Annotated in this window: 13 protein-coding genes and 1 tRNA gene; 12 read left to right on the forward strand and 2 right to left on the reverse strand. The window is 62.7% G+C overall.

Annotated features, from left to right (window positions below):
* Window positions 1-132 precede the first annotated feature (132 nt).
* Entirely contained in the window at window positions 133-960 is an 828-nt protein-coding gene (locus tag QN219_RS08790; protein ID WP_283999230.1) for a DUF2066 domain-containing protein, read from the reverse strand.
* A 70-nt stretch (window positions 961-1,030) separates the two neighbouring features.
* Between QN219_RS08790 and QN219_RS08795 the strand changes: the two genes are divergently transcribed.
* The 5 genes from QN219_RS08795 to QN219_RS08815 all read left to right on the forward strand — a co-directional run bounded on the left by QN219_RS08795 (window position 1,031) and on the right by QN219_RS08815 (window position 3,913).
* The gene (locus tag QN219_RS08795; protein WP_283999231.1) at window positions 1,031-1,600 is read left to right on the forward strand and encodes a transglycosylase SLT domain-containing protein; all 570 of its coding nucleotides are present in this window, start codon (window positions 1,031-1,033) and stop codon (window positions 1,598-1,600) included.
* A 221-nt stretch (window positions 1,601-1,821) separates the two neighbouring features.
* Entirely contained in the window at window positions 1,822-2,175 is a 354-nt protein-coding gene (locus tag QN219_RS08800; RefSeq protein WP_173509635.1) for a DUF1428 domain-containing protein, read from the forward strand.
* Between the two features lie 216 nt (window positions 2,176-2,391).
* Entirely contained in the window at window positions 2,392-2,814 is a 423-nt protein-coding gene (locus QN219_RS08805; protein ID WP_283999232.1) for a secondary thiamine-phosphate synthase enzyme YjbQ, read from the forward strand.
* 63 nt (window positions 2,815-2,877) lie between these two features.
* A complete protein-coding gene (locus QN219_RS08810) occupies window positions 2,878-3,282 on the forward strand; it encodes a ketosteroid isomerase-related protein (RefSeq protein ID WP_283999233.1) in 405 nt (134 codons plus the stop codon).
* 253 nt (window positions 3,283-3,535) lie between these two features.
* Window positions 3,536-3,913, forward strand: a complete 378-nt coding sequence (locus tag QN219_RS08815) for a hypothetical protein (RefSeq protein WP_283999234.1) — start codon at window positions 3,536-3,538, stop codon at window positions 3,911-3,913.
* A gap of 216 nt (window positions 3,914-4,129) precedes the next feature.
* Here the strand turns inward: QN219_RS08815 and QN219_RS08820 are convergent, their stop codons facing one another.
* On the reverse strand, window positions 4,130-4,915 hold the full coding sequence (locus tag QN219_RS08820) for an SIMPL domain-containing protein (protein ID WP_283999235.1): 786 nt from the start codon (window positions 4,913-4,915) through the stop codon (window positions 4,130-4,132).
* Window positions 4,916-5,067: 152 nt separating this feature from the next.
* On the opposite strand from QN219_RS08820, the gene QN219_RS08825 reads away from it, so the two are divergent.
* From QN219_RS08825 to QN219_RS08855, 7 genes are all read left to right on the forward strand, one after another.
* A tRNA-Ile gene (locus tag QN219_RS08825) sits at window positions 5,068-5,143 on the forward strand.
* 200 nt (window positions 5,144-5,343) lie between these two features.
* Window positions 5,344-5,604 carry a hypothetical protein gene (locus tag QN219_RS08830; RefSeq protein ID WP_283999236.1) on the forward strand — a complete coding sequence of 87 codons (261 nt, stop codon included), beginning with the start codon at window positions 5,344-5,346 and terminating at the stop codon, window positions 5,602-5,604.
* A 396-nt stretch (window positions 5,605-6,000) separates the two neighbouring features.
* Window positions 6,001-7,743 (forward strand): hydantoinase/oxoprolinase family protein, encoded by a 1,743-nt coding sequence (locus QN219_RS33950; protein ID WP_283999501.1) that lies wholly within the window; start codon window positions 6,001-6,003, stop codon window positions 7,741-7,743.
* Complete coding sequence (locus QN219_RS08840) at window positions 7,743-9,512, forward strand: hydantoinase B/oxoprolinase family protein (protein WP_283999237.1); 1,770 nt, start codon at window positions 7,743-7,745, stop codon at window positions 9,510-9,512. The genes QN219_RS33950 and QN219_RS08840 overlap by 1 nt, the downstream gene beginning before the upstream one ends.
* A gap of 21 nt (window positions 9,513-9,533) precedes the next feature.
* Window positions 9,534-10,355 carry an NAD(P)-dependent oxidoreductase gene (locus QN219_RS08845; protein WP_283999239.1) on the forward strand — a complete coding sequence of 274 codons (822 nt, stop codon included), beginning with the start codon at window positions 9,534-9,536 and terminating at the stop codon, window positions 10,353-10,355.
* Window positions 10,356-10,475: 120 nt separating this feature from the next.
* The gene (locus QN219_RS08850) at window positions 10,476-11,471 is read left to right on the forward strand and encodes an ABC transporter substrate-binding protein (protein WP_283999240.1); all 996 of its coding nucleotides are present in this window, start codon (window positions 10,476-10,478) and stop codon (window positions 11,469-11,471) included.
* Window positions 11,472-11,499: 28 nt separating this feature from the next.
* On the forward strand, window positions 11,500-12,309 hold the full coding sequence (locus tag QN219_RS08855) for an ABC transporter ATP-binding protein (RefSeq protein ID WP_283999241.1): 810 nt from the start codon (window positions 11,500-11,502) through the stop codon (window positions 12,307-12,309).
* Window positions 12,310-12,318 lie beyond the last annotated feature (9 nt).

A 12,318-nucleotide genomic window follows, 5' to 3' on the forward strand; every position in this document is an offset into this window, starting at 1 on the left:
GCCACTGGCGCGCGAAGGCCTAGAGCATCCCGTTTTCAGATGGAATCACCCAAAGCAGATAAGGTGCTCTAGAATCGAAGCGCTGGAGCATCCTTTGTGCGTTCATTTGAACGCACGGCGCTCCAGTCTGCGTCAAGGCTCGCCGTTACCCGACAGGACCTGCGCTGTCCCGCGGATCGCATTGCGAAAGGCGTCGTCGAAGCTGACGCCGCGGAGCTGCCACCGGTGCGTCTTCCCGGCGCTAGCGAGTTGCCACGCGGCTATCCAGCCGAGCGCCTTGTCGCTCCAGGAGATCGTCCCGGCGAGCGCGACATCGCCGCCGATCTTCTTTGCGAGCCGTTCCAGTTGCGCAGCTTCTTCGGCTGACAGGACGTCGAGGCCGAGCTTTTCCGCGGCAAGCGTTTTGCGGGCCGGCAGCCTTGCTTCAAGTGCGAGAGGCACGGTCGCGGCGGCGAGCGACTCGGCCATATAGGGGCTTTCGTCGCCGTCGCTGGTCAGCATGAAGCTGCGTTTCTGGTCATGGACGGCGAGGAAGACGGCAATCCGTGGCCGCGGCTGAAGCCAGGGCCTCGATCCGAGCGTATCGAGCAGGTGGTCGATCGTTGCCGGCTCGTATCGGCAGGTCAGGTCGTGCGGCCGGTCGTGCGTCCCCTGTTCATCGTGGATCGGGATGCCCTCGAGCCGATCCCGATAGGCAAAGGACGCAACGAAGCTGCCGGCGCGTTCGATGAGCGGTGCGAGCGCGGGCGAGGCGAGCACATGCTGGTCGCCGGAGACCTTCACGAGGACTTCGCCCAGGCATTCGCGGAAACCGATCTGCCGATTTTCCTCGCCGGTGCCGGTGACGATCGCGTCGCTCGTGTAGAGATCCTGCGTGTTGCCGGCCCACGCTCGCACCGGAGAGAGCACGCCGGCAAGCATGACGAGAACCGGCAGGACGGCTGTCATTCTGGCGGTCATTCAACTTCGCCTCAAAACCGATCCTTAACATTTACGCTTTATCAATCTCTCGCAAACGAGAGGTTCCACGATGCGTTGCGTTTTTGTCGTCGTCCTCCTGTTGCTGGCCGGCTGCGGAACGGTGCCGAGGGACACCCGGAACGCCTGTGCGGTTTTCGAGCAGCGAGACGGTCTTTTCAACAGTTGGCGTCGGGCCGCCTATGCGGCGGAACGCGAATATGGCGTGCCCGTGCCCGTGCTGATGGCGACGATCTACACGGAGTCCGGATTCCGCCACAATGCAAGGCCGCCGCGCACCAAGCTCTTCGGCTTCATTCCCTGGACGCGCGTCTCGACCGCCTATGGATACTCGCAGGCGCTCGATGGCACCTGGGCCCGCTACCAGGCCGAAACCGGACGCTGGATGGCGCGCCGGACGGATTTCGCCGACGCGATCCGCTTCATTGCCTGGTACCACAATCAAAGCCATCAGAGGAACGGCATCGCGCTCAACGATCCCTACCGGCTCTACATTGCCTACTATCACGGTCATGGCGGTTACGCGCGGGGCAACTGGAGCGCAACGGCGCAGACAGGCGCGAAGCGCGCGGCCAGTGTGGCGGCGATCTATGCGGGGCAACTGCGCGGCTGTGGTTCGTGACCGCAGCACCGCGCGTCTTTCCAGACGCAAACCGTTACGCTGGATGAATGGGAAGTGGGCGTTCCGAGAGCGCAATCGACGCGTTCTGCTCCGTCGCCCATGGACGTCAGCGAAAGCGGTCTCGCCTCCCGACGAAGATCACGAAAAATCATCATCCCTTGTCGGAACCTTTCCGCTTCGATCGTCCTTTGCCTGTCCAGCCAAAACAGGAGGAGAGATACATGCCCTATGTCGATGGTTTTCTCATCGCCGTGCCGAAGGCGAAGGTCGAGGAATACAAGGCGCTCGCGCGTCGGGCGGGCGACGTCTGGAAGGAGCACGGGGCGCTCAGCTATGTCGAGTGCCTGGCGGACGACGTACCTTACGGCGAATTGACGTCCTTTCCTCGCGCGGTGCAGGCGAAGGACGACGAGACGGTGGTCTTCTCCTGGGTCCTTTACGGGTCGCGCCAGGATCGCGATGCGATCGTCGCCAAAGTCATGGCCGATCCGCGGCTTCAAGGTGACGAGTGGAAGTCCATCTTCGATGGCAAGCGTATGATTTATGGAGGCTTCCAACCGTTTCTGCAGCTATAGCGGGACAGGGGCCGCAGCGCCGTGCGTCTTAAATCGGCTACGATCCAAGGAGACACGCAGTAGCGCTCGCCGGCTGCGCCGGTGACGCCCGGCCCTTGACGCTCTGCTCGTTCCTAAATGGGCGGCGGCGAATTTTGAATTGCCGGATATTTTTCCTAAATAGATTCGTTCAAGGACGTGTTCCTTCGTCGCCGCCAGTGAACGGGAAGAGCCGCAATGCCGCAGACAGTCATCCCCATCGCTACCCGTGGCCAGGGACTATACGAGTTCACCGATGCGGCGGCCGGTTACGTGCGGAAGTCCGGCGTCGAGGAGGGGCTGCTCACCGTATTCGTGCGTCATACGTCCGCGTCCCTGCTCATCCAGGAGAATGCTGATCCGGATGTGAAACGCGACCTCGATGAATTCTTCCATCGCCTGGTGCCGCCGTCCTCCGATCCCTCCATGCGCTGGATCGTCCACACCCAGGAGGGTCCTGACGACATGCCGGCGCACATCAAGGCTGCGCTCACGCAGGTCTCGATCGGCATCCCGGTAACCGATGCGCGCATGGTGCTCGGCACCTGGCAGGGGCTCTACCTCTTCGAGCATCGTGACCGGCCGCACCAGCGTGAAGTCGTCCTGCATCTGGGCGCGTGAACCTCTGCTCCGGACGGAAATTCAGCAGTACAGTGAGTGATCATTCAGCTTCAGGGGGAGATGATGACAGACGCGCAGACCATCGCCAGCCGTTTCATCGAGGCCGTCAACGAACGCGATTTCGATGCGCTTTCCCGCCTCGTCGATGAGGACATCGCGCTCGATTCGCTTACCGGTCAGCGGACCCTCGGCGTCGATCCGTTAAGGGCCTGGATCATGAATTATCTGCGCCATTTCGACGAAACGTTCAACGACGTCGTGCTGATGCACGATGCCTTCGGGCAGCGGGTCGCCGCCGACATGACAGCCCGCGGCACCTATCGCGAGACCATGTCGGGCTTCCCCGAGGCCTCGGGCCAGAGCTACGCCATTCCGAGCGTTTTCATCTTCGAAATCGAGGATGGCGCCATTACCCGCCTCAGCCACTACCGCAATCTACGCATCTTCGAACGGGAACTGGCGGGTTGAGTGGTTCTCCGCGCGTAACCTTTTGAATCTCTGTCGTATTTTTCTCCTGCGTCGGGGCAGCGCGCCAAGAGATGCGAGGGGCCGAGGCAGCGAATTGTCTTGCAATCCTGTTTCGTCCACGCGGGATTCATCAACCTGAACAGCACATGAACGGAGGATTCCGGTACCGTTCAGTTTATCCAGTCTATGTTTGGCTCAATGGTCGAGAGCGGTAATCGCCAATCTCGAACCTTCGCCATACCGGAGAAAAGCTATGAAAAAGTTCCTCGTCAAAGCCGCCGTTGCCGCCGTCATCGGATTGACCGGTCTTGTTGGGACGGCGACCACGGCTTCCGCTGATTCGCTCGTCTTTCAATTCGGCTCGCCGCGCGGCGTCGACGTGCAGTACCGTGACTACGACCGCGACTACGATCGCGACTGGCGCCGGGATCGGCCCCGCTGGGGCGGTGAGCGCCGCGGCCGTTGTGACCGGTGGCTTGCCGTTGAAAAGGCACGTGATCTCGGTCTACGCCGGGCCCATGTCGCCAATGTCGCGCGGCGCAAGGTTATCGTCGAGGGCCGCCGCCACGGTTACCGCGAGGCAATCATCTTCGCGAATGTGCGCGGATGCCCGGTGATCGGCCGCTGGTAAGCTGCCGGATTTCCGTCTCGTCTCCCCCGGCTGGCGGAAACAAGCCCCTCACGGTCTCCGCGAGGGGCTTCTGATTCGATAAATTCCCGCGCGAAGCGACTCGCCCGGGGCTTTCAGTTGTCTTCGCGCGAAAGCCCTTTGAATTGCCCTGGCCCGTTTAATCTCGGGCGAACAGGGCCGGCGAGGATTCCTTGTCCGCGCCGAGCCGGGGTTGCATCACTGATCGATAGCGAAGGTCACGTTGACCGTGACGTTGTAGGTGTTTTCACCGGTCGCAATCGGAACGGCATCGGCGGCGAATTCCTTGGCCATGCTGCGCACCATCGGAACCGGTTCCGGGCGCGAGGCCTGTTCCGAAATCTCGATCAGTCGGCCGAGCGAGACGCCGGCGGCTTCGGCCAGCACCTTCGCCTTCACGATGGCATCGGCCACGGCGGCCTTGCGGGCCTCGGTGATGACATCGTCGGGCTTGTCCTTGGTGAACTCGATGCCACCGCCCTGGTTGACGCCGAGCGTCACGGATTTGTCGAGGACCTCGCCGAGTTCGCTCAGCTCACGCACACGGACTGTGACGCCGTTGACGACCTGATAACCGATCAGTTCCGGCGGGCGGTTGCTGCCATCGTTGTTCTGCGGATAGTGGTATTGCGGGTTGATCGAGAAGCCGCTGGTCTGCAGGTCGCGCTCGGCAATGCCGCCTTGCTTCAGCGCGGCAAGCACCTCCGCCATGGCCTTGTTGTTGGCGTCGAGCGCCTCACGCGCGGTCTTGGCATCCTTGACGACGCTCAGTTGCACGATCGCCATGTCGGGCGCTGCGGTTGCACGGCCCTCACCGGAGACCTTGATCAATGCCTGCCGGCCCCGCACGCCATCCGGACGCCCATTGCCACCCCCCTTGTTGCCGTTGCTGTCATCCGCAAGAGCGGCAGCCGCAAAGGCGCCGGCAAGGGCAGCGGCCATGGCAGCGACATGAGCCGTGCGGGCGATGCGTGTAGAAAACATGGTTATTTCTCTCCGGTTGTTTTATGCCGAACTCTTGCTTATCGATTGTGTAGGCATTGCGGCAATGGGTTGTCGTCAAAAAGGTTTTCCGCTAGAGCCATTGCGACCCGCGAATTACCATTGGTTCGCGGTCACCGGTGGATTACCGGCACGGGCCTGTAGCTCAATGGTTAGAGCCGGCGGCTCATAACCGCTTGGTTGGGGGTTCGAGTCCCTCCGGGCCCACCATTGCCTTTTAAAATCAACGACTCGTCGGGTGAGCTGATTGGCTGTCCACTCGGGCCCTTTGCCGCGAACTTGTTCCTCTGGCGCGCCGTGGCATTTCGACGAGTCGCTGCTGTTCGGCCGATCGTAATCAACCCATTCGTCACAAGAAGGAACCTTCACGGGTGCCATAGGTTGAGACCTCGAAAGAAAGGATTTGAAAGATGAGTGACCCCAAATACGATGACCTCACCGACCAGCCGATGCCGTCTCCGACGTGGAAGCCTGAAACCAAGGAGATGCACGTGGATCCCCAACCGCTTCCCGACCAGGCTGCAGAATCCGGCACGGAAGATGCTGATCAGCCGCCGGCAAGGAGTGGCCAGGCGGCGCGGCGCGAGCAGCCCACGGAAGGAGCCGGAAAGGACAATCCGGTCCACCATACTGGTCGGGTTCCGCCGAAGGTTACCAAGGATCAGATTTGACGTCTCGGCAATTCCGGTTTGCCGCTGATCGTCGATAATGTGGCCTATGGGCTCTGCGAACGACGGCGAGGGGATGCCGCAGCGCTTGGCGTGCAATGCACTGTCGGCGTGGACCGTTGAAGGCCGACGACTTCGAGCTTCGGATCCTTGATGTGGATGCGAAAGGCAGTGGTTTGTGCCTTCGCATGCTCCTGGCGAAACGTCTTCCCTAAGTGTGTCGACCCTTTCCTTGTGCCCATGTCGGCGACTGGAGCGAACGACTCCGCATCGTCGTTGCATGAGATCCGTGCAGGCTTGACCGGCCATCGCGGTAAGTCGGACCTAAGGAACGAAACGCCATTGCGCGCTTGACATCGCGGGCGATAGCATTGCGGCGGCCGTCCGCATGGGCCGGCGATCTTCGATATCCTCTACGAGAAGCCTTCGCCGATCGTGCTGCCGTCGCTGACCGGCGAAGTATCGGAGCGGGTGGTTCACGATGGCAGTGTTCTTGCCGAGCTCGACGAGGCGGCGCTCCGCGAGACGCTTGCCGAACTCCGTGGCCAGGGCGTGGAATCGGTTGCGGTCTGCCTGCTCTTCTCCTTCCTCTATCCGCGCCACGAGGAGCGGATTCGCGAGATCGTTCGCGAGGAACTGCCGGACTGCGAGGTATCGCTTTCGTCGGAAATCGTGCCGCAGATCCGCGAATATCACCGCGTGAGCACGACGGTGATCAACACCTACCTGCAGCCGGTCCTTGCCCGCTACATCGCCCGGCTCGCCGACCGGCTGGAAGCGGCAGGCGTGAAGACGCCGCAGAAATACATCATGCAGTCGAACGGCGGCATGGCGACATTCGAGGCGACGGCGAAGAAAGGCGTCACCACCGTGCTTTCCGGTCCCGCGGGCGGCGTGACTGCGAGCGTCGCGATGGCACGCTCGACCGGCTACCACGACATCGTCACCTTCGACATGGGCGGCACATCCTGCGACGTGGCGCTGATCAAGAACGGCGCCCCGGTGATTGCCAACCGCGGCAAGGTCGAGGGTCGCGACATCGCAATGCCGATGATGGACATCAACACGGTCAGCGCCGGCGGCGGCACAATCGCCGAAGTCGACCGCTTCAGCGTCCTCCAGGTCGGGCCGGAAAGCGCCGGCGCTATTCCTGGCCCCGCGTGCTACAGCCGCGGCGGCACAAAGCCGACGATCACCGACTGCAACCTCCTGCTCGGCTATCTCTCGGAAGAAAATTTCCTCGGCGGAAAGATGCGCCTCGATGCGCAGAAAGCGCGCCTGGCCGTGGAAACCCACGTGGCCGCCCCGCTCGGCATGGATGTGCTTGAAGCGGCCGAGGGCATCGTCAGGATCATCAACGTCAAGATGGAGGAGGCGATCAAGGCCATCTCGACGATGCGCGGCCACGATCTTCGCGACTTCATGCTGCTGCCCTTCGGCGGCGCCGGTCCGCTCCATGCCGCCCGCATCGCCCGCGAGCTCGGCATGGCCGGTCTCGTCGTGCCGCTGCATGCCGGCGTGTTCTCGGCCATGGGCCTGGTGATGTCGGATGTCACGCATGACTATGTGCGCTCACGGCTGACACCGCTTGACGGCGCTTCGGCGAGCGAACTCAACGCGATTTTCGCCGGCATGGAAGGGCAGGCGCTTGCCGACCTCGCAGAGGAAGGGTTCCCGGCGGACCACATTCGCATCGAGCGGGCTCTCGACCTCCGCTATGCCGGGCAGGGGTACGAACTGACCGTTCCGATCGGTGCGCTGGCCGATGCCACGGAGGTCGACGCCGTGCGCAGCGCCTTCGATGCCGCGCATGAAGTGATGTTCGGCCACAAGGCGTCGGGCGAATCCGTAGAGATCGTGTCCTACCGGGTCAAGGCCGTCGGCCTCGTGCCGCCGGTCGACGCCAAGCGCTACCAACCGAGCGGCGGAATGCTTGCCGACGCCTTTCTCGGCCGCCGTCCGGTCCGTTTCGACGGCGAGAACCTCGATTGCGCCGTCTACCAGCGCGAACGCCTGGACGTCGGGCTCGTCTTTGCCGGGCCGGCCGTCGTGGAACAGTTCGACTGCACGACCGTCATCCTGTCGGGCCAGCAGGTTCGGGTCGACGAGTTCAAGAATCTCATCGTAACGGAGGTCGCGTGATGCTGCAGCGTAGCGCTTCGCTTGGCAGGCCGACTGCCGTCGAACTTGAAGTCATTCGCGCGAGCCTTGGCGGCATCGTGCAGGAAATGCAGAACTCGCTGTTCCGCACCGGCTTTTCAACCATCATCCGGGAATCGCAGGATGCTTCCTGCGCGCTGCTCGACGCCAATGCGGCAGTCATCGCCCAGCATGTGGTCCTGCCGCTGCATATCGGTGCTTTCCCGGCGTGCACTGAGGCTGTGCTGCGGGCGTTTGCCGGCGAAATCGCGCCCGGCGATGCGTTCCTCATCAACGACCCTTATGAGGGTGGCAGCCCGCATGCGCCGGACATGGCGGTGATCACGCCGCTCTTCTTCGAGGACACGTTGGTCGCCTTCTGCGCCAGCATTGCGCACAAGGGCGATATCGGCGGCCCGGTGCCGGGGAGTTGCTCCGGCCAGGCGCGTGAAGTCTTCAACGAAGGCCTGCAGCTGCCGCCGGTGCGCTACCAGCGCAACTACCTTCCCTTCGGCGATGTCGAACGGATCATTGCCGCCAACAGCCGCACGCCGGAACTGGTGCTCGGTGACATTCGCGGCCAGTTGGGATCCGCACGGCTTGGCGAGCGCCGGCTTGCCGCCCTTCTGGAAAAATTCGGCTTGGCCAAATGCGTTGCGGCCTTCGATGAATTGGGCAGCATCGCCGAGCGGCGGATGCGGGCAATCATCAAGACGTGGCAGGACGGCGTCTTCGAGGCGGAACGCTATGTCGACGACGACGGCGTCGAGCTGTCGAAACCGGTGCGCATCCATGTCCGGGTGGAAAAAACAGGCGACGCCATCCGCTTCGACCTCACCGGCTCGGCCGATCAGACGCGAGGGCCTGCGAACATCCGCCCGCCGCTCGTCCAGGCGGCCTGCGCCTATGCGCTGATCTCGCTGGTCGATCCGAACATCTTCATCACCAGCGGTATCCTGCGCGCATTTACCGTCGAGACCCGGTCGTCAAGTGTGCTGAACCCGCGTTATCCGGCGCCGGTCAACACCTACAATCCGACGGTGCACGCCGTCGTCGACGCGATTTTCGCGGCGCTCGGGCAATTGGTGCCGGAACGTTCACGAGCCGATGGCTGCGGCAGCCGGTCGATCATCCTCGGCGGCCGCGGCACCAATACCGGCAGCAGCTATGTGCAGTACGAGATCGTCGGCGGTGGGGCGGGGGCGCGCTCGACACGCGATGGCGCCTCTGGAACGACGGTCAACCAAAGCAACGCCAAGATCGCGCCGGTGGAGATCATCGAGAGCGAGTTTCCGACCCGGCTCCTTGCATTCGAGCTGATCCGCGACTCGGGCGGAGCGGGCAAGTTTCGCGGCGGACTCGGTATCCGGCGCAAATATCTGAACCTCGCCGATGCGCGTTTCTCCATCCGCTCGACCAAGCACGTCATTCCCGCCGAGGGCTATGCCGACGGCCTGCCGGGCCGGACCGGCGATATCAGGATCAATCCGAGTGAGGATAGCTGGAAGCGCCTGCCTTCGCGCTACGCCGATTATCCGCTCAAGGCCGGCGATGTGTTCGAACTCGAAACGCCGGGCGGTGGCGGTTATGGCGATCCGCTGACGCGCGATCCGGCATCGGTGCTTGCCGACGTCAGGGAAGGGTATGTCTCGGTCGAGGCGGCGGGGCGCGACTATGGCGTGGTGTTGGTGGCGGGGCCGAAGGGGCCGCGCCTCGACGAGGAGGCGACGCAGAGACTGCGTGCGGCGCGGTCGAAGGCCGGGGCGGCTTGAAGCGAGATCAGGAGGAAGACAATGGATGGAATCATGAACAAGCCGACGGCCGGCGTGATTGGCCTGGGTGCCATGGGCTACCAGATGGCCCGACACTTGAAGGAGAAGGGCTTCGCAGTTTCCGGCTATGACGTTTCTGACGAGGCCACGGCCAAGTCGCAGGCGATCGGCATTCCGACCAAGGCGGACATCGCCGGAGTCGGCAGCGGCGCAGACGTCGTCGTCGTCATGGTTCAGGCCGACAAGCAGGTCGTCGACGTGATCGGCAAAGGCGGACTTCTCGCGTCTCTGGCACCGGGATCGGTCATCTGCATTGCGAGCTCGATTGCGCCAGACACCTGCCGGCAGCTCGAGCGCGAGGCGGCTGAAAAGGGTATCGGCGTTCTCGACACGCCGGTGGTGCTTGGCCAGGAAGCGGCCGACAACGGCACGCTGACGGTCTTCGTCGGCGGCGAAGCGAAATGGCTCGAGAAGGCGCGCCCCGTGCTCTCTGCCTTCGGCGGCAACATCCTGCACATCGGACCGAGCGGCACCGGCCAGATCGCCAAGACGGCCAACAATATGCTGCTGTGGGCGTGCATCTGCGCGAACTTCGAGGCGCTCAGCCTCGCGAAGCAGCTCGGTGCCGATGTGCCGACGCTGGTCTCCGCGCTGATGCATTCTTCCGGTGCCAACTGGTCGCTGTCGCGCTGGGGCAAGAGCACCGGCAAATGGGCGGAGAAGGACATGGACGTCGCCCTCGACCTTGCGCAGAGCGTCAAGCTGCCCTTGCCGCTCAACGGCCTCGTCGACCAGCTCATGAAGTCGATGAACAGGGAACGAATGCAGAGCCTGCTTAGCTAAAACTGCTGCGTGTTAAATCGGAGCGTAATCGAGACGAAACTTGCAGTGATTCAAACTGTTACCCTCTACCCGAAGCTTGGAGGAGAGCCGGGTGAGGGCGAGCCAACTGTGGAGGAGAGCATGAGAAATCTATTGAAAGTTGTTTGTGCGGCGGGGTTGAGCCTGTTTGCCGGCGTCATCTCGCCGGCAGCGGCGGAAGAAGCCCTTACAAAGGTGAACGTCGCCTATGACGGCTTCACCATGACGAGCGCGCCGATCCAGTACACGCTTGCCAAGGGCCTCTTCAAGAAGCATGGGCTCGACGTCAACCTCGTCTACGTCGAGGGCGGCTCCGTGCTCACCCAGGCGCTCGTTGGCGGTTCGATCGATATCGCTCAGAACGGCTACACCCCGTCGATTGCCGCCGCCGTTGCCGGTGCCGACGTCGTCATCATCGGCAGCATGGCCAACAAACTGCCGTTCCAGCTCGTCGTCGATGCCTCGATCCAGAATGCCGAGCAGCTGCGTGGCAAGAGCATCGCTATCAGCAAGCTCGGTTCGTCGACTGATACCGCCGTCAAGTTCGCCCTGAAATCGCTCGGACTCGAGCCGTCGGACGTCAACATTCTGCAGCTCGGCGGCGAGGGCACGCGGGCGGCTGCCTTTGAAACCCGCCAGGTGCAGGGGTTGATGTCACAATATCCGCGCACGCAGGAGATGGTCGATGCTGGCTCGAAAATGCTCGTGGACGTGACCGAGATCGTCAAGGACTATCCGAACACCGCCTATGTGACCTCACGGAACTACCTTTCCGAGCACCCCGACGTCCTCAAGCGTTTCTTCATGGCGATGGGCGAGGGCCTCCACGGCTTCCGTGCCAACCCGCAGGACGCGATGGAGGTGACGGCATCTTTCCTGAAACTCGAGAAAGGGCCGTCGGTAGAGCAGGCGTTCCGCTTCTATTCGGAGAAGGTGTTCCCGCAGAACCTGCGTCCCTCGATGCCGGGCGTGGCTGCCGTTCTGGCCGAGCTTTCAAAAACGCTGCCGGCTGCCGCCTCCGTGAAGCCGGAAGCGATCGTCGACACAAGCACGCTCGATGCGCTCGACAGCGAAGGCTTCTTCAAAGCGCTCGATTGAAACTGCGAACAAGGCGGGAGGAAAACCCATGTTGCAGGCAACGCCGGTCAAGCTGAAGGCCGACAGCGTCAGGCTGAATTATTACAACGATCGCACCAAACGCGATCTGAGCGTACTCGACGGCATCGACTTCAGCGTCAACGAGGGTGAACTCGTCAGCATCGTCGGCCCGAGCGGCTGCGGGAAATCGACCTTTCTCGCCGCCGTCGACGGCCTCGTCGCGATCGATGGCGGCAGGATCCTGATCGACGAGCGGGAGGTGACGAAACCCGGGCCGGATCGCGGGCTCGTCTTCCAGCAGGATTCGCTCTTTCCCTGGCGTACGGTCCAGCGCAACGTCGCCTACGGCCTGGAGATCCAGAAGATTTTCAGCAAGGAGGAGATTGGCGCACGGGCGCGCAAGTTCGTCGAGCTTGTCGGACTCGCCGGCTTCGAGGACAGCTATCCGAGCGAACTCTCGGGCGGCATGCGCCAGCGCGTCAACATTGCAAGGGCGCTGGCCGTGGATCCGGAGTTGCTGCTTCTCGACGAGCCCTTCGCGGCGCTCGATGCTCAGACGCGCGAATTCATGCAGTTCGAATTGCTGCGCATTCTCGACCGGGCACAGAAAACCGGCGTGTTCATCACCCACCAGATCGACGAGGCGATCTTCCTCTCCAACCGCGTCGTCGTGTTTTCGGCACGCCCGGCAAAGGTGAAGGAAATCGTCGAGATCGATCTGCCGAAGGAGCGCACGCTCGATCTGAAGCATACGCCGCGCTTCATGGAGATCTTTCGCCATATCTGGCGCCTGATCGAAGAGGAAAGTGCCCGCATGGGCCTTCTGCGCGTTCATTGAGGGAGCGAG

It is taken from the genome of Sinorhizobium sp. 8-89 (assembly GCF_030124325.1).
Classification (GTDB): domain Bacteria; phylum Pseudomonadota; class Alphaproteobacteria; order Rhizobiales; family Rhizobiaceae; genus Sinorhizobium.